This window comes from Enterococcus durans NBRC 100479 = LMG 10746 (assembly GCF_001544215.1).
Classification (GTDB): Bacteria; Bacillota; Bacilli; order Lactobacillales; family Enterococcaceae; genus Enterococcus_B; species Enterococcus_B durans.
In genome coordinates, this window is record NZ_BCQB01000012.1 from 39,376 (window position 1) to 56,528 (window position 17,153).

At 37.8% G+C, this 17,153-nt stretch carries 13 protein-coding genes and 2 pseudogenes; 4 read left to right on the forward strand and 11 right to left on the reverse strand.

Translation table 11 applies throughout. From position 1 onward, the window contains the following. Positions 1 to 86: 86 nt before the first annotated feature. From ED2_RS05185 to ED2_RS05220, 8 genes and pseudogenes are all read right to left on the reverse strand, one after another. The gene (locus tag ED2_RS05185; protein ID WP_005875568.1) at positions 87 to 431 is read right to left on the reverse strand and encodes a hypothetical protein; all 345 of its coding nucleotides are present in this window, start codon (positions 429 to 431) and stop codon (positions 87 to 89) included. 15 nt (positions 432 to 446) lie between these two features. Then, a pseudogene (locus ED2_RS05190) lies at positions 447 to 1,091 on the reverse strand (SGNH/GDSL hydrolase family protein). Positions 1,092 to 1,709: 618 nt separating this feature from the next. Next, a complete protein-coding gene (gene asnS / locus ED2_RS05195) occupies positions 1,710 to 3,008 on the reverse strand; it encodes an asparagine--tRNA ligase (protein ID WP_005875563.1) in 1,299 nt (432 codons plus the stop codon). 34 nt (positions 3,009 to 3,042) lie between these two features. Beyond that, positions 3,043 to 4,233, reverse strand: a complete 1,191-nt coding sequence (locus ED2_RS05200; RefSeq protein WP_016177489.1) for a pyridoxal phosphate-dependent aminotransferase — start codon at positions 4,231 to 4,233, stop codon at positions 3,043 to 3,045. Between the two features lie 19 nt (positions 4,234 to 4,252). Beyond that, positions 4,253 to 4,780 carry a cell wall elongation regulator TseB-like domain-containing protein gene (locus tag ED2_RS05205; protein ID WP_005875558.1) on the reverse strand — a complete coding sequence of 176 codons (528 nt, stop codon included), beginning with the start codon at positions 4,778 to 4,780 and terminating at the stop codon, positions 4,253 to 4,255. A gap of 78 nt (positions 4,781 to 4,858) precedes the next feature. Next, complete coding sequence (locus ED2_RS05210; protein ID WP_016177488.1) at positions 4,859 to 7,639, reverse strand: helicase C-terminal domain-containing protein; 2,781 nt, start codon at positions 7,637 to 7,639, stop codon at positions 4,859 to 4,861. Between the two features lie 205 nt (positions 7,640 to 7,844). Next, on the reverse strand, positions 7,845 to 8,045 hold the full coding sequence (locus ED2_RS05215; RefSeq protein WP_005875554.1) for a cold-shock protein: 201 nt from the start codon (positions 8,043 to 8,045) through the stop codon (positions 7,845 to 7,847). A gap of 596 nt (positions 8,046 to 8,641) precedes the next feature. Further along, positions 8,642 to 9,748 (reverse strand): baeRF6 domain-containing protein, encoded by a 1,107-nt coding sequence (locus tag ED2_RS05220; RefSeq protein ID WP_005875553.1) that lies wholly within the window; start codon positions 9,746 to 9,748, stop codon positions 8,642 to 8,644. 488 nt (positions 9,749 to 10,236) lie between these two features. Between ED2_RS05220 and ED2_RS05225 the strand changes: the two genes are divergently transcribed. From ED2_RS05225 to ED2_RS05235, 3 genes and pseudogenes are all read left to right on the forward strand, one after another. Beyond that, positions 10,237 to 11,544 carry a serine hydrolase gene (locus ED2_RS05225; RefSeq protein ID WP_016177487.1) on the forward strand — a complete coding sequence of 436 codons (1,308 nt, stop codon included), beginning with the start codon at positions 10,237 to 10,239 and terminating at the stop codon, positions 11,542 to 11,544. A gap of 282 nt (positions 11,545 to 11,826) precedes the next feature. Continuing rightward, positions 11,827 to 11,961 (forward strand): annotated as a pseudogene (locus tag ED2_RS15985) (DUF3788 family protein); the annotation flags it as partial. 189 nt (positions 11,962 to 12,150) lie between these two features. Beyond that, positions 12,151 to 12,435 carry a DUF3788 family protein gene (locus ED2_RS05235; protein WP_081606623.1) on the forward strand — a complete coding sequence of 95 codons (285 nt, stop codon included), beginning with the start codon at positions 12,151 to 12,153 and terminating at the stop codon, positions 12,433 to 12,435. A 293-nt stretch (positions 12,436 to 12,728) separates the two neighbouring features. On the opposite strand, the gene ED2_RS05240 is transcribed toward ED2_RS05235, so the two are convergent. Together ED2_RS05240 and ED2_RS05245 are read right to left on the reverse strand one after the other, a co-directional pair. Then, a complete protein-coding gene (locus tag ED2_RS05240; protein ID WP_005875543.1) occupies positions 12,729 to 13,403 on the reverse strand; it encodes a DUF4956 domain-containing protein in 675 nt (224 codons plus the stop codon). Then, positions 13,393 to 14,118 carry a polyphosphate polymerase domain-containing protein gene (locus tag ED2_RS05245; protein ID WP_016177485.1) on the reverse strand — a complete coding sequence of 242 codons (726 nt, stop codon included), beginning with the start codon at positions 14,116 to 14,118 and terminating at the stop codon, positions 13,393 to 13,395. The genes ED2_RS05240 and ED2_RS05245 overlap by 11 nt, the downstream gene beginning before the upstream one ends. A gap of 526 nt (positions 14,119 to 14,644) precedes the next feature. On the opposite strand from ED2_RS05245, the gene ED2_RS05250 reads away from it, so the two are divergent. Beyond that, complete coding sequence (locus ED2_RS05250) at positions 14,645 to 15,847, forward strand: YdcF family protein (RefSeq protein WP_016177484.1); 1,203 nt, start codon at positions 14,645 to 14,647, stop codon at positions 15,845 to 15,847. 29 nt (positions 15,848 to 15,876) lie between these two features. Here ED2_RS05250 and ED2_RS05255 read toward each other — a convergent pair whose 3' ends face one another. After that, positions 15,877 to 17,145 carry a voltage-gated chloride channel family protein gene (locus tag ED2_RS05255; protein ID WP_016177483.1) on the reverse strand — a complete coding sequence of 423 codons (1,269 nt, stop codon included), beginning with the start codon at positions 17,143 to 17,145 and terminating at the stop codon, positions 15,877 to 15,879. Positions 17,146 to 17,153: the final 8 nt, after the last annotated feature.

Here is a 17,153-nt window from a genome sequence, read left to right on the forward strand (position 1 = left end):
AAAAATATTTTTCAGATTTTATCTTTTTTCAAAAAAAATGACCATTTCTGAATATCAAACTATCTATTCAAAAAAGAATATGACGTTCAAAGTAAATCAATAAAAAAATCAGCGATCTTTCTTTTCTTTGCTGCAAGTAGCCAGTATTTGATAAATTCAGTTTGGACCTTTTCTTCTTCTTCGATTGCGATAAACACTTTTTCAACTAGTTTTCCAGAACGTATCCCCACTGTTTTGTCTATTTGAAAGGCCTGACCGAAGGCAATCAGCTTTGGTGTCCCATTTGACTGTTTCACTTCCGCCACTACAGAGATCCTAGTAGGATTTTGGAGATCATACTCCTTTATTTTTACAGTAGGTACTCCTTTGGCAGTTTGAAAAAGCAAGTTGATTTGTTGAAGATCCTCCGCTTTTGCTTCTCGTATTTCCATTTGTTTCACCCTTTATCAAAGATTCACTAACATTTCAGGTACGACAAACTCTAACCAACTTTGTGCAATGATCTCATGTCCGGAAAGTGTAGGATGTACGCCATCTTCTCCTGTATATTTGCTGAATCCTCGAGTAATTCCCAACGCATTCAGTTTTCCATCTAAGGGAACAAACACCAGATGGTATTCTTCCGCTAACCTACGAATGATCTGTATTTTCGGATCAAGGTCCTTGCGCCAATTCTGACGATCAAGTGGCTCTGGTCATACAAAAGGCTCCATTAATACAACCTGCTTTATCCCTTTCTCCAATAATTTTTCGATCAAGTAACGGTAATCTTCTTTAAACATTGTCATTGATTGCTTCGTTGCAAACGTAGTTGGATCATTCACATTATGCCACGTATCATTGATACCGATAAGAATCGAAACGATATCTGGTTCAAGGTCCAAACAGTCTGTGTCAAAACGTGCTCGTAGATCAGCAATCTTATTTCCATTGATGCCTTTGTTAAGAACATCAAATTCGATAGTTGGAAACTGTTTGCTCAATCGTTTTGCTACCAACAATGGATAACCATTACCTAAATCCTTTGGGTCATTATACTCTCTACCACAATCAGTAATACTATCACCAATAAATAAAATACGTTTTTTCAAATTACTTTCCTCCTATTGTGTCTATTTATGCTTTCTTTCTTGTGTATGATCAATCAGCATACTTTTCAGGCTTGGCTTCCTTCCCCCCCTTAACGTATTCGCTTACATTCGTATAAAAGAAAAAAACACAGCATCTAAAGCTTAGATTTCACCTGGGAACAATAAGCAATATTGAGAATGTGTCTTTTCATTCCTATTCCAACACGCTGTTTGCAATTGCTCTTTTTTTGCTGTCTACACTAAAATAACTCTACAGATTTTTCTTCCAAAGTTCCATGCTTCGATTAGATTTTTGCATTATCGTTACGTTTAACTTGTTAATCAGGCATCGCCATTCATTTTGACTATCTTACACCAACACAATCGTATTATACCATCATTTTCCAGAGACAAATATGCAATTCTTTTTTTCAACTATTTTACTTCTTCGTACTTGGCCATTTCCTTGAGAGACAGTTTGATTTTTGCTATCTATGAGGAATATGTCAATACTAAAAAGGACCCCACAAACATTCATGATGAATGTTCGTGGAATCCTTCTTTGGGTTTAGCCATTGCTTTTCCTGTCGCTTCTAGTACTTTACTGTATCAAAATATCTAGGACAGCTAGCTGTTTTTCTATGGATAAATACGGTTCAATAAACGTGGGAATGGGATTGCTTCACGTACATGATCAATACCGGCAATCCAAGTCACCGTACGTTCCAAACCTAGTCCAAATCCAGAATGGGGAACAGAACCATATTTACGTAAATCAAGATACCAAGAATATTCATTTTCATCTAATCCATGGTTTCTGATTTGTTCTAATAAAAATTCGTAATCCGTTGCCCGTTCACTACCACCGATGATTTCGCCATAACCTTCTGGAGCGATCATGTCGGCACAAATAACAACATCATCTCTTGTTGGATGTGGCTTCATGTAGAAAGGTTTGATTGCTTTCGGATAGTTCAAAATAAAGACAGGTTGTTCAAACGAATTTGCGATGAATGTTTCGTGTGGTGAACCAAAGTCATCGCCCCACTCGATGTCATCGAAGCCGTTTTTCTTCAATAATTCGATTGCATCATCGTATGAGATACGTGGGAATGGTAATTTTGTATAAGTTTTCAGTACTTCTTTGTCTCTTTCCAAGACATCTAACGCATAGTCACAGTGATCAAGAACATTTTGCACTAAGAAAGCGACATATTGTTCTTGGACTTCTAGACTTTCTTCCTGATGCATAAATGCCATTTCAGGTTCGATCATCCAGAATTCAATCAAGTGACGACGAGTTTTTGATTTTTCCGCACGGAAAGTTGGTCCGAATGAGAATACTTTTCCAAAAGCCATTGCAGCAGCTTCCATATAAAGCTGTCCGCTTTGAGATAAGTAAGCTTTTTGATCAAAATAGTTTGTTTCAAATAGATCCGTTGTTCCTTCTGGTGCAGAACCAGTCAAAATCGGTGGATCGATCTTAACAAAATGATGATCATTGAAAAATTCATACGTTGCACGAATGATTTCATTTCTGATTTGCATGATCGCATGCTGTCTTGAAGAACGTAACCATAAATGGCGATGATCCATCAAGAAATCTGTGCCGTGTTCTTTTGGTGTGATAGGGTAATCATGACTTTCACTGACCACTTCAATGTCAGAGATCCCAATTTCGTAACCGAATTTCGAACGGCTATCTTCACGGATTTCACCTGTTATGATGATCGATGTTTCTTGGTGCAAGTTTTTCGCAAGTTGGAAAACTTCTTCTGACACTTCACTTTTTACGACTACTCCTTGGAAATAAGCAGTACCGTCTCTTAATTGTAAAAAGGCGATTTTTCCGCTTGAACGCTTATTGGCTACCCAAGCGCCGATTTTTACTGTTTCTCCCACATGGTTTTTCGAATCGATGATTTGAATTTGTTCCACGTTGACTCTCCTTTATCATTTCCTATTTTTAGGATTAATTTTGACTTTTACTCTCAATGAATCGGGCAATCCGTCTCACTGCTTCTTCTAAGGTTCCTAGATCTGCCGCATAACTCATACGCACATTTTCTGGCGCACCGAACCCTTCACCAGTTACCAAAGCAACGCCAGTTTCTTCTAATAGATCTTCTACCCAGCGAGTGACGTTCTCATATCCACAAATCGCCATCGTTTGTTTGACATTCGGGAATAAATAAAATGCACCTTGGGGCTTATTGATCGTTACTCCAGGCAAGTTAGAAACAAGCGGATATATGATATTCAAACGCTCTTCAAATGCACTTCTCATTTCCTCTACCGTATCTTGAGTCCCTGTCAAAGCCTCAACTGCCGCGTACTGACTAACTGCAGTTGGATTACTGGTCGACTGTGAAGCAATAGCGATCATTCCATTGATGATCTCTTGGTTACCTACAGCATAACCGATCCTCCACCCTGTCATCGCATATGTTTTTGACACACCATTGATGATGATGGTTTGTTGACGAATTGCTTCTGATATCGTTGCAATTGGAGTAAACTCATTGCCATTATAAACTAATCGTCCATAAATATCATCTGCAACTATCAAAATATCGTTTTTGACAGCCCATTCCCCAATTGCTTGAAGTTCATTTTTCTCATAGATCATTCCTGTCGGATTTGACGGGGAATTGATGATGATTGCTTTCGTTTTTGCTGTGCGTACTTGTTCGAGTTGAGAAACAGTTACTTTAAAGCCGTTTCTCTCTTCGCCTTTGACAAATACTGGCTTTCCTTCTGCTAACTTCACTTGTTCTCCATAACTGACCCAATACGGTACCGGAATGATCACTTCATCTGCCGGATCCAAAATGGTTTGGAATAACGCATAAAGTGCAAATTTAGCCCCATCAGTCACAATTGTTTGTGAAGGTGCATAATCGACACCATAATTCTGTTTGAGATAGGCGACGACTGCTTGACGCAATTCAGGGATACCAGCGCTTGGTGTGTAATAACTAGCTTTACCATTTTTGATTGCCTTGATGGCTGCCTCTTGAATGTTTTCTGGCGTAGCAAAATCAGGTTCCCCAACAGTTAAGCTCAAAATATCCCTACCTTGTGTCTTCAACGCTTTCGCTTTTGCTGCTGCTGCCAGCGTAACAGACGGTTCTAGCCGTTGAATTTTTTCTGATAGATTCATCTAACTCATCCTTTACAATTTAGATATCGGTAATTGTTTTTACTTCTTTTCCTGTGTCAAAAGCAATTAGATAATAATTCAATTCATTATGTGAATTTTCTCCTGTGATTTCCCAGACTACTTGATCATCGTACATACCAAGAGTTGCTTTTTCGACTTGGATATCTGGATGAGCATCCGCAATCTTTTGTTTCGCTTCTTTTTCTGTCAGCCCGTCTTTTTGAGCTAAAACTTTTACTTTTTCACCCGATTTTGGAATGACGACCACGATTTCCTGGCCTTTATCATTTTTACCTGTCAAAGAGAAATACGTTTTTTTACGTGTGAACCAATAAAAACGATCAACTTCCTTTAGATCGGCATATTTTTCGGCAATCTCAGTCGCTTCTTTTTTCGCCTGCATCATTGGACGACTTGAACGTAAATAGAAAATCGAACTAAATACGATCACTGCTAATAAAAAAATGATCAAGCCAAGTAAAACGCGGTTGATTATCTTTTCTTTTGCCGTTTTTTTCTTTTTGTTTTTCTTTGGTGATTTTTTCAAGGATCGTCGCTCCTTTTTTTGTTCGCTATCATTCATTATAGCAGATTTTTGATATGAAAAAAGAATGTCACAGGAAGTTTATTCTTCGTTTTTGTTTAAGAAGTGATGGATATCATGGCAAATCTCTTCCATGGAGTCTTCCTTGATCGTGATTTTTTTAGGCAAAGCTTGAATGATCCGCGCCCCATATTTAGCAGAAAGCAAGCGCCGATCCAAAATCAGCAGAACCCCGCGGTCTTTTTCTGAACGAATCAAGCGACCTAATGCCTGTCTCAGCTTCAAGGCTGCTTTGGGGACCGACTCCTGATAGAAGGGATTGAGTCCTTCTGATTCAAGATACGCATTTCTAGCCTTTACCATCGGACGCAAAGGATTATCGAAAGGAAGTCGAGTCACTACTACGATTTGTAACGCATCTCCAGGTAGATCGACGCCCTCCCAAAAGCTGTCTGCACCAAACAGTACGCTCATTTCCGATAACGTGAACCGTTTCAAAAGTTTTTGGCGACTGCCACCAAAACCTTGTGCCAGAATCTCTCGTCCTTGCTCCAACATAGTCAAATGAATCCGTTGGTACACTTTTTGTAAAATATCATGTGAGGTAAAAAGGACTAAGATCGGACGCTTCTCTTGTGTAATCAGCTCCATGAGAGAATTTGCCAAATAATCAACATACTGCTGACCGCTCACTTGATTGATTGCCGGAGCATCTTTAGGCACATAGACTCTAGCTTGTTGTTCATAATCATAAGGAGAAGCAATCACTTTGAGTGGTGTTCCTTCTATCCCCAAGCGCTTCGCTAGATAGTGACGATTTGGCCCGACTTTTAATGTACCACCGATATATAATATTCTTTCATAGCGAGGATACCAAGCGGTTGTTTCTAATAGAGCTGCCTGGAAATCATGCAAATGAAAAATCGTTTGCTGCGGATTCTTACCGGGTACGAACCAATGAATCAGATTCTCATGCCAATCTTCTAGCCATTTTTCCATAAAAAATCCTTGTTTTTCCATTTGATCAAACAGCTGATAGAAAGTCGCCAAATCGATCCGCATCTGGTTCGTCCAACTTTCTTGGATGATTTCTAGACTGAGGCGCATCTGTATCTGCAATTGTTGGATTTCGCGGTAAAACAAATGAAGATGATCAATTGCCATGCTTGCTTCTAATGGAAGCTGATCAAGCATATCTTTGGTGACCATTATTTCTTCTGGATATTCGCCATGGGTCTCCTTAGGTGCAAACTCATTCAATCCTTCTGCCAGAAAAATCTGTGCTTCACATAATGCACTTAATTCATCTCGGTAAATCTCAAGCCTGCGACGCATGTCATGATTCTCCGGCAAATAACTTTGAATGCGGTCAAACAATCGTTCTGGATCTTCAAATTGCTGGATTTGTTTATAAAATTGAGCAATACTTAGACGCTGGTCGTTCACCTTTTCTGCAATGTCTGGTAAATGATGCGCTTCATCGATCAATAAATAAGGACTTTTCGGAAGTAAAGGTGTTTTCCTTTGTGTCTCTTGGACTAAAAAAGCATGGTTCACAATCAAAAAATTGCTCTGCTGGACTTTTCTTTCTAAGAAACGGACAAAATCTTGTTCATAGAAAGATTGATTACGTGCTAAAAAGTTTGTTCCTCGATGCGCGATCTCTGAGAAAAAAGCATGATTCAGATTCGTCAGATGTAATTCATCTAAATCACCCGTTGTTGTTTGGGTCAACCAGACCAAGACCGACATTTGATAGAGAGCATATTGTTTTTGCTCCTTTGGTGTTGCCAGTGTTGCCTTGAATCGTTGGAGATCGATATAATGCCGGTAACTTTTGATGATAGTCGCTTGGATCGGTTGCTCCAATAACTGATTCAACAAAGGGATATCTTTTTCCATGATCTGCTGTTGTAAAACAAGCGATACTGTACTGATGATTGCTGGTTTTTCTGGTGTTGCCAGATAACTAAGGGGTAAGAGATAGCCAATTGTTTTGCCCATTCCTGTAGCAGCTTCAATCATCAGATTTTTAGACTCATCTTTTGTAAAATGGTCATACACCGCATTCATCAAACGATTCTGCTCTTTTCGATACATCAATGTTTTGCCAAACATCTTCTCTTTGGCCTGTTTCTTCCTTGGATAGACCTTTTTGCCATAATGCACATCTGTGTAGAGCTCTACTTCTTTTTTTCGCAAAGCAATGCCATCGATGATTTCCCAGTCTTCCTTCAATCTAGGAGGATTCTCTCGCATTTTATCGGTCACGTGTTGGATGAATCCAGCTGTATCCATTCCTGTCTGCCCGCTTAATTCAATGATTTTTTCTAAAGTGATGATTGGCAGCTGCTGCATACGCTCTTCGATCAGTAAAAGAAGTTGCGCAGTCACTTCTGCATCACTGTCTGCCTGATGGGGATTTTCGTGGACAAAACCTAGACTCTCCGATAAATCAGAAAGACGAAAACTTGGTTCACAGGGCAAGAAAATTTGTGCCAACTCAACGGTATCGATTCCTGGAATCGTCAAAGCTGGTGTATTGCAACGTGTCAATTCTTGGTTAAGAAAATTATAGTCAAAGTATATATTATGTGCGACAAAAATCGTGTCAGCTAATAAATGATAGATTGTTTGTGCAACATCTTCGAAATAAGGTGCTTGCTGCACACGCTGATTTGTAATCCCAGTTAAATGTTGGATTTGTTTAGAAATCTTTCGGCCTGGATTAATATCTATCGAAAAACGAGAAGTGATTCGACCACCTTCAATCATGACACACCCAAATTGGATTATTCGATCTTCTTTTGGATTTGTCCCAGTTGTTTCGATATCAACAACTGCATAAGTTTTTGGTTTCAAAATAAATACCCCTTCTCTTTCCTTTAAATATTCTCTTGCGATTATACTACAAACCTAAGAAAATTACTTTGACCCTCTCCTTTCTTTTAGTAAATCATCATAAAGATGGGGAGCTTCACAATGGATAAAACAGTTGCGCACGACAAAAAAAGCTCGGAAAACTAATTGAATAGTTTCTCCGAGCTTTATAAATTATATAGGTTGATTAAGCTTTAACAACGTTAGTTGCTTGAGGGCCACGTTGACCTTCTTCAACATCGAAGTTTACTGTTTGGCCTTCTTCTAAAGTTTTGAAGCCGTCGCCTTGGATAGCTGAGAAATGAACGAATACATCGTTACCGTTTTCTGCTGTGATAAATCCAAAACCTTTTTCTGAGTTAAACCATTTTACTGTACCTGTTTCCATAATAAAAATCCTCCTTGTGTATCAACACATATTTTGCAATTACTTGAATGGTGTATGTCTGGAAGATGTTTATTTGAAACAAGCTACCACAGATTACCGAACAAAAACTACATTCTTACTATATCATACCGTTTACAAAATTACCAGAGTTTTTCCTTATTTTTTTGTATTTATTCTCTTATTTAGAAGATATATTTGCAAATAAACGAGCGTTTTCTCGAAATCACCCCTATAAGATTCAGAAAATTTCTATTTTCTATTTTCACTTTTGCAAAAAATTTCAATTTATTATCTGAAAAAAGGATGAACGAACTTTGGAATTCTCTAATGATCCACATCATTTTTTAACTGATAAAAATTAGTATGCGCATCTATCACCTCTCAACTGTAAGGTGTCGTTTTTCTGAGAAAAGTATCTTCCCCTCGCAAAGCCAATGCGACTAAAGCACAAAAATAATGAGCGACAGGCAAAAGTTAGGAACACTTTTGTCTCTCGCTCAAGATGAATCCAACGGCTGAACCAGAGGAAACTCCTTTTATCGGAGCTATACACTTCTATCAACGCCTGACCATTCATCTACTTCGATAGTTTTCACTCAATAACGTAAGATCGCAACTAAACTCTTTTCGTCTGGTGCATCTTTTTGTTCAAGGATAAAGACCTGACCACCGTTCGTGATCACATTATCTGCTAGTTCATTCAGCACCTGACGGCGGTCATATTCTGTTTCTGGATCTTCGCCAAAACCATCTGCTAAATTAGATGTAGCAATGAATAAATGGGATATTTTCCCTTCTTTTGCTGCCGGTATAATATCAACGAGTTGATCAATGAACTTTTTATCAAGCAACTTATTGTAGTCACTTGCTTCTTTGACAGCTAATTCTTGCGATAGTTTTTTTGCGCCTGCTTCAATTTCTTTTAATGAAAGTTGTGCAGGTGAAGCTGAGATCACAACATCGGAACGATAATAAGGGTTCTTCGCCACTTTTTTGAACATCGTCTGATTTTCTGGTAATGCAAATAAGAAGATAGGCCATTTCTCTGGATTTTCAAATGTATCTTTCAAATAGTCATCGACTGCTTGATAATAATTGACCCAATCAATTTCGACTTCTTCATCTTTAGGATTTACTCCATGGAACGTCGTACCTTCACTACCATTTGATGCGTAGTTCAACCCGCCTCCTGTTAGTTCAGATCCTAAAGCAGTGACGACATCTTTTGGTGCATCTTCAGGCAAAGCCACTTCTTTGACTTGTTTATTCGTTACTTCGTACAATTTCATCGAATCACGATTCAATCCTAATAAATAGTATGAATAGTTGAAATGTCCATTTTTGATGATCGCTAATAAATAAGGTAGATCACTCACATAATACTGGTCATCTACAGGAATCCCCAAACGATGGATAAACACTTGTTCTGATGATACTATGACAGCTACACTCGTTGTGGCACTACGCCAGAAAGACGGATCGTCCAGCAAACTAGTAATTTTTTCTTGGAATGGGGACCAATCATGCTCAGAGTATTTCTTTTCAAAGCGCTTTTTCGCTTCCTTTGCAAAATTCTTGAATTTGATTTGATCTTTTTCTACGTCTTGATGCGCAACATGGGTGTTTAACATAATCGTGACAAACGGTCCTTTGGTACCTTCTGAAGTCAATTGTGATAATAATTCTTTTTCTTTTTTTGCCATAAACGTACCCCTCCTAAAAAAATCATTTCTTTGTATCTGTAAATAAAGTCTACCACATCCCATTTTATCAATACAATAAAACGAATCCCTACCAGAGAAATACCTGATCGAATTTTAGTTGTGTTGTCCTACTTCATATTTTTTTCATACTTTCATCAATTATATGCTCATTTCCTTAACAGTAGCTTCAAACTCTCTTGCTATACTATAAAAAAACAAAATAGAACGAGGTGATCTTATGCAATTATTCATGATTTTTAGTTTGGTCGCACTCTCAGCAGGCGCCCTTTTTGCAGCATCACGCCTAACCGAACCCGAAGTACAGCCAGTCAGAGTTCGTGTCAGTGAACCCAAAAGATAACTTTCTCTGATTCCTCATTAATAAGACTTGTTCTTTATAAGGTTTTTTTCAGAACCATTGAAACCTTTTGTTCTCTCTGATAATATTCTAAGTTGTAAGAATCAATTTAAAAATGAGGAGAACAAAGATGTTCAAAAAAAATACCCGTTTTATTGTACTATTAGCAAGTCTTATCTTATGTATCACTTCTTTCTTGCCTAGCGCAACTGTTCAAGCAGACGACGCATTTAAAATAATTGCCAAAGCTGCCTTTGCCGTAGATGCAGAAAGTGGAAAAATCCTTTATGATCAGGATGGCGAAAAAACGATGGGAATTGCTTCCATCACAAAGATCATTGGTCTATATATCGTACTTGACCAAATCAAAGAGGGTAAATTATCTTGGGAAGATAAGGTAGCTATTTCGGATTATGCAGAAAAATTAAGTGTCGTGCCGGATCTATCGAATGTTCCTTTGCATAAAGAAAATGATTATACAGTGAAAGAACTTGTTGACTCAGCTTTCATCCAATCAGCCAATGCTTCTATGGTTGCTTTAGCTGAAAAAGTTGCAGGCAGTGAAAGTAAATTTCTTGAGCTAATGAAGAAACAACTAAAAGATTGGGGTATCAAAGATGCAACGATCGTCAATGCATCAGGTTTAAACAATTCTTACCTAGGTGAGAATCGACCTGAGAATACTGGTGAAACAGATGAAAATCAACTGTCTGCGAAAGATGTCGCTATTGTTGCTCGTCACCTTATCTTAGATTATCCTGAAGTCTTAAAAATCACGAGTACCACCAATCAAACATTCGGCGAAAACACACAGTCACCGGTTGAAATGGTCAATTGGAACTGGATGCTACCTGGTTTTGTAAACTATCACGAAGGTGTCGATGGATTAAAAACTGGCACAACTGATTTTGCGGGTGCATGCTTTGTCGGAACGATCAACAAAGATGGCCGACGCATCATCACAGTCGTTTTAAATGCAGATAACCATGAAGAAAATCCAAGTGCCCGATTCAATGAAACGTCACGATTGATGGATTATTGTTATGACAACTGGTCAGAAAAAGAACTTGGAAAAGCAAATGCAAGCATTCCAAGCCTAAAAGACATCAAAGTGAAAGATGGAAAAGAAACCTCCGTCAATGTTGCGCTAAAAAGCCCTGTAAAAGTCTGGGTCGAAAATGGAATGGATACTGGAAAATTAACGATTACTCCAACACTTGATAAAAAGAAAGTAACGGATGATCAAGTGAACGCTCCTATCAACAAAGGCACTACAGTTGGCTCAGCAACGATCCAATTAGCTGATGACAAATTAGGCTATTTGGAAGCAAATCAAGAGCCTTCGACAGACATCATCACCACTTCTACTGTTGAAAAAGCTAATATTTTTGTCATTGGTTGGCGCCATGTCACAGATTTTTTCAGTAATTTATTTTAACATCATGAATAGTCACCAAAAAGAGGTCGAGACAAAAGTCGTTTAGGTGTGAGAAACTGAAGAGAAAAACGAGCAATACGCTTTTTGTATTGTTCGTTTTTTTTGTGTCTGATGGATATTTGCTTTGCAAAACTCCGAGCAACAAAACTGTAGCTCTCCGAGAAAATCAACTAAATCTTGGTACACTGCATGAGTACATAATGCGAAGTATGTGGGTTTTCTTTTGTCCCTTCTGATTCCTTTGGTATAATCAGGTAAATGGAAATTTCGGAGGAAATACGTATGGGTGAAAAGCAACAATTATTGCGAGATGCAACGGTAACGCCAACCGAGGAATTAATCTCTGCTGGACTAGGAGAAGCAACTATACTATACGAAGAGTTCATTAGGAATATAAAAAGCCAAGGAATCACTCTTATGGATTGGCGGTTTTATAATGATGGAAAAGCTTGGCTATCAAAAGGTGAATACAAGAGGTTGGGACAGAAGTGTTTAACTCCGAGAAATAAGAAGAAATTCACGAAAATTGCTTTTCAAATTTTTGTGAATTTCGGCTTATTTCCGAAGGAGTTGCTTCTGCTCCCACCGTTTATTCGTTTTTAAAGAATGAGACAAAAGTGTTTCTTACTTTTGTCCCACTCTCAGAAAGTAAAACCGATCTTCTGGCTTTCTATTTGGGACGGATTTTTCAAAGTATCCTTTCATTTTCCAGAAAAAATGAGGGAGAAATTAGTCACGCTCTCTTTAAGTGAAGGAACCAAAGAGAAGATAAAAACTCTTCAAGCAAACGGGAATCAAAGGAAACATCTTTCGGTTATCTTTGATGTTGATCATCTGGAACAATTGGCTGATATCTATCAACTAGCGGAATTTAAGAAACAGAATGGATAGTCTTCCTTAGATTCTCAGCTATCATATACCAGCCAACTTAATGCAATTTTTTTATGGCCATCGCATCTTTGACTGTTGATTACTCGTTTAAGATCAACGAAACAGCCTTGCAAGGAAATTGCTCGAGATAAAAAGGGAGGTTGATCTTTATCGCTATCTTTTCAAGAAAGCTTGGTCTCAGTTTTAAGAGTGATTGCTGAAGACAAAAAAGAAAGTACTTTATTGAAGTGTCCCCGCTAAACTTTGGAACTGGGGTCTTACTTCATTGTTAAGTACTTTCTTTTTCTTAGTTATCACAATAATTTATTCGATTTATCCATACCTACAGTGATCGAAATGACTTCTGGATGATCCATGATCGTTCGAACCAATTCTTTTTCAAGCATACTCGTTTTTACTTTTACTATATAGTGTAAGGAGCAAGTTTCTTTATTGATTTTTACTTTTTTTAAATTGCAGTTTTCTGTATATTCTGCAATTTTTTCTTCAATCATACTCGAAAGAAACAAGGATTTAGAAACTTTTAGCTTGATCGTTTTTTCAGTATTAAAAACTGTATGTTTATTTTTGATTGGAAGCGTGAAGATGATGACTTGGATAGCAGCAACTATACTAGACACGAATAGTGCATAGACAATATACCCCGTCCCTGTGGCTAAACCAATCGACGTTGCCCAAAAAATACTGAAAATATCTCTTGAATTCCCTTGAGCAGACCGGAATCGCACTAAGTTAAATGCGCCCAGAACAGCGATCCCCGTGCCTAAGTTACCGTTGATCAACAAAATGATGGTATGTACTAAAGTAGGTAACCCAATCAAGGCAAACATGAAGTTTTTTGTACAGTTGTTTTGATACATATGGGTGTAAGCAATCAGAATGCCTAGCAAAATCGACACCACCATACATAAAAAGAAATCATCTAGTGTGAGTTGAGAAGGCTCATTTTTTAAGACACTATTGAACATAGAGCGGGTCCTCTTGGATATATCTTTTATAGACTTGTTTATATTTAGAAAATTTTATCTCTTTTTTGCCCATCCTATCCAATCCTACCTGTAACCATTCAGGTATTTCTCCTGTCGTTTTTACTTCCATCAGCACATCGATTTCTGGTGCTACCAGATTGTCTTCTGTACAGTGTTCCCAGGTCGTTAAGTTCATTAGACGGTAATGGATATTTTGATCAAAAGTGATTGGCAAATCTTCTGAATCTCTATTTACAAATGCTTCTCTTAAATAATAGATATATACTTTGGGCTCCAATGCCAACCTTCTGAACAACCACTGTATTTCATTAAAAATATACTCTTCTTCTAAATTACTGAATGTGGTTTCTGCCAACTCGATATTTTCCAACATATCATCGAGCTCATGATGCGCTAATTTTATTCTACGTTTATCTGTCATTCCTTGAAACTTTCTTTTTATCTCTAAGTAGATAGGCGATATGTCCTGAGGATCTCCATATTTTCTGATTCTAAATTTTTCTCGATAGGACTTTTCTGTAGTGATTTCTTTTAAAAAGTGATGATCGTTTGTATCAAAATACAAGGAAGAAATAAAATGATCACTATATTTATCCCGAACTACCTGTTTTGGAAATAGTGTTTTCAAATACTTAGCTTGGTCATAAGTTAATGCAAATTTTCTTTCAATACGTTTAAATCTTTTTTTGTTCATATACTATCTCCTATAAAATACTTTATCTCAAAATAGAATTACTTTCGATTATATTTGTGACAGTGAATGTATAAAAAAGCGAGTAGATAAATACTGATTTTTTCATTCTGGCCTACTTGTTCCACGTTTTACTATGTATACTTCTTGTCCATCTTGTTTTTTCCATCAAATCATCCAGTTCATTCCTTCCACAGATTTTGTTGCCGTTAACATTTTATTATGCAACTGGTTTGTTGCTTGACCGATATTTTCCAATAAAAAAAATATCGTTTTCGCATTCATTTTTAATGTTACAGTTATTTGTATCTACAAAAGTCTTCCTCAAGATCGAGGTCTAAAAAATCTGTTAATTTGAAGATTTATGTTTTCGATAAAAGCTTTTTTCAACATAATTCGTTATAATAGAAACGTCGTGAAAAAACTGATTGACTATTTAGTAACTCAATTATCTATATCCGCTGTATTTACTACTAAATGATGCTATCTTTTTTAAGAAAAAATTTACAAATCGAAAGGAGTTCATTCAATGAATCTTACTAGAGACCTGATATTTTTAGTTATCTATATTTTAGGAATGTCAGGCATCCTCTATTGGCGCAAGCGCCAAAGCGATCCCGCTCTATTCTTTTATTGTGGGACGTGGACTTTTATGATGATGGTCACTTACTTCGTCGTTTTAGAAGTTTTTTATCATACATTTTATTTTTTGATTCCATTGCTATTTTTCAGTATTTTTGCATTTTTCTATTTTAAGGAGAAACGTAGGTTAATGAATGGCGTACTTTTTAATACGTTTTTGATTGTCTTTGGTGGTTATCTAGGGTGGCTACTAATAGAGACGCAAAATATCTTTATCGATGGGTTATTGGCTTTGATCGGGATACCAATATTAATTCTTTTGGCAATCGGTATCTACATTTTGATCATTTTTTTATTTTGGAATGGTGTTGTAGTCATGAAAAAAGAATCCCGTTCTTTGGCCAATCTTTTGACCCTCTTGTTAGGAGTCGCTTTGACTATCTTTTTGATATTGGACTATACATTAGTCCGTTGGCTCCCACAATGGGCAAATGCTCTATTTGCTGTCATTCCGTTTATTTTTGCTTATCTACTCATCGTTTTCTTTAATTTTATGACTGTTTCAATTTTGTATCAGTTCAACCGTCCAAGGTATAACCAAGATTATATCGTTGTTCTCGGCGCTGGCTTGATTGATGGTGAACGCGTATCTCCCCTACTTGCTAAAAGGATCAATAAGGCGATCGCATTTTATTGGGCACAAAGTAAAGCAACTTTGAATCCGCCAGTCTTGCTCATGTCAGGAGGAAAAGGAACCGATGAAAAAGTAGCTGAAGCCATTGCAATGAAACAATATGCTTTAGAAAAAGGGATTCCCGAGCGTGATATCTTAGTAGAAACGAATTCCACAACGACGCTAGAAAATATGCTGTTTTCAAAAGAAATAATGGATCAGCAAATGAATGGGCCTTATCGCGCAATTTTTACTTCAAATAATTACCATACCTTTAGAGCTGGACTATATGCGCGGCAAGCGAAACTCAATGCAAACGGAATCGGTGCAAAAACTGCACTATACTACTTACCGAATGCTATCTTAAGAGAATTTATTGCCATCCTTGTCTTACACAAAAAACGCCATCTTATCATCTGTGGCTTGATGATCGGCTTTGCAGTATTTTCTGCTCTTATTCTCAAATTTGCTCAATAAAAAATGGAGGCCTTGCGGCACTCCATTTTTTATTTCTCTTTTTGTCGTGAGATTCTTCCAAGGATCGGTAAGAACAAGATCCCTTTTTTCACTTCAACTTTTTGCGCAGAATAGATTCCACTATTCCCTGAACACATAAAGCTAATCAAACAGATCATAAAGAAGTAGCTGGCTGCTTGACCTCCAAAAAGTTCGATCCCCATAACAAAGCAAGCAATCGGTGTATTCGTTGCTCCAGAGAACACCCCAATAAACCCTAATCCTGCTAAAAAAGGTACTGATACATGAAGAATGGGTGCTAATGTCGCACCTAAAGTTGCCCCAATCTCAAACAGAGGGGTCACTTCGCCTCCTTGGTACCCCGCACCAAGTGATAGAACGGTAAAGCCAAGTTTCCCAAGAAAATCATAAGGATGAGCACTTCCATTAAATGCATCTTGTAATAAAGGTAAGCTTAATCCGAGATATCTTTGCGTCTGTAAAATCACTGCTACGAGTACCACGACTGCTCCTCCAATAAAGTTGCGTAAAACTGGATGGGGGATCCTCTTTGCATACCAAGCTTTTAACCAGACGATCGAACGGCTAAAGAGCCAGCCAATGATACCAAATGCAATGCCCGCAAGCAACAGTTTGAAGAAAAGTGAAGGGTTCCATGCAGGAATCGCCCCCATTTGATAATGGGTATGCTTGACATTGAAACTTTCCGTTACAAAGTTCGCAAAAAGTGCTGCAAAAAAGCTTGGAAACAGTGCTTCGGTTCTCACTTTTCCGATTGCCAATACTTCTAATCCAAACAATGTCCCAGCCAAGGGCGTCCCAAATACTGAGCTAAAACCTGCGCTGATCCCACTGATGACAAGAATCTCACGCTCGATTTTGTTCAATTTTAGCCAACGAGCAAAGTTCTCAGCAAGTGCCCCGCCCATTTGGACCGCTGTGCCCTCCCGACCAACAGAACCACCAAAAAGATGCGTGGTAATGGTGCCAAATAAGGTCAGTGGGATCAGCCGTAATGGAATCTTTTCATTTCCTCCATTCCCTTGATCGATCACTAAATTGTTTCCTCGGGAAGAATTGCCCCCATACGTCGTATATAGATAAGCAAAAAGTCCCCCACTTATCGGCAAAAGAAAAAGTAACCAAGTATGCTCCAGCCGAATAGCTGTCACATCAGTCAAACTAGTTAGAAAGAATGCGGATAAACTTCCCATAAAAATACCTAAAATTGCTGTGATCAATAACCATTTGATCATATAGATGATCACCTTCAATGGATCAGGTAATCGATTTTCCATTTCATTTC

Excerpts from the sequence above, each read along its gene's own strand:
- ED2_RS05235 (WP_081606623.1), top strand. The coding sequence starts at position 12,151 with ATGAGACAAAAGTGTTTCTTACTTTTGTCCCACTCTCAGAAAGTAAAA.
- ED2_RS05215 (WP_005875554.1), bottom strand. The coding sequence starts at position 8,045 with ATGGAAACAGGTACAGTAAAATGGTTTAACTCAGAAAAAGGTTTTGGA.
- ED2_RS05250 (WP_016177484.1), top strand. The coding sequence starts at position 14,645 with ATGAATCTTACTAGAGACCTGATATTTTTAGTTATCTATATTTTAGGA.
- ED2_RS05185 (WP_005875568.1), bottom strand. The coding sequence starts at position 431 with ATGGAAATACGAGAAGCAAAAGCGGAGGATCTTCAACAAATCAACTTG.
- ED2_RS05200 (WP_016177489.1), bottom strand. The coding sequence starts at position 4,233 with ATGAATCTATCAGAAAAAATTCAACGGCTAGAACCGTCTGTTACGCTG.
- ED2_RS05225 (WP_016177487.1), top strand. The coding sequence starts at position 10,237 with ATGTTCAAAAAAAATACCCGTTTTATTGTACTATTAGCAAGTCTTATC.
- ED2_RS05240 (WP_005875543.1), bottom strand. The coding sequence starts at position 13,403 with ATGTTCAATAGTGTCTTAAAAAATGAGCCTTCTCAACTCACACTAGAT.
- ED2_RS05245 (WP_016177485.1), bottom strand. The coding sequence starts at position 14,118 with ATGAACAAAAAAAGATTTAAACGTATTGAAAGAAAATTTGCATTAACT.
- ED2_RS05220 (WP_005875553.1), bottom strand. The coding sequence starts at position 9,748 with ATGGCAAAAAAAGAAAAAGAATTATTATCACAATTGACTTCAGAAGGT.
- ED2_RS05255 (WP_016177483.1), bottom strand. The coding sequence starts at position 17,145 with ATGGAAAATCGATTACCTGATCCATTGAAGGTGATCATCTATATGATC.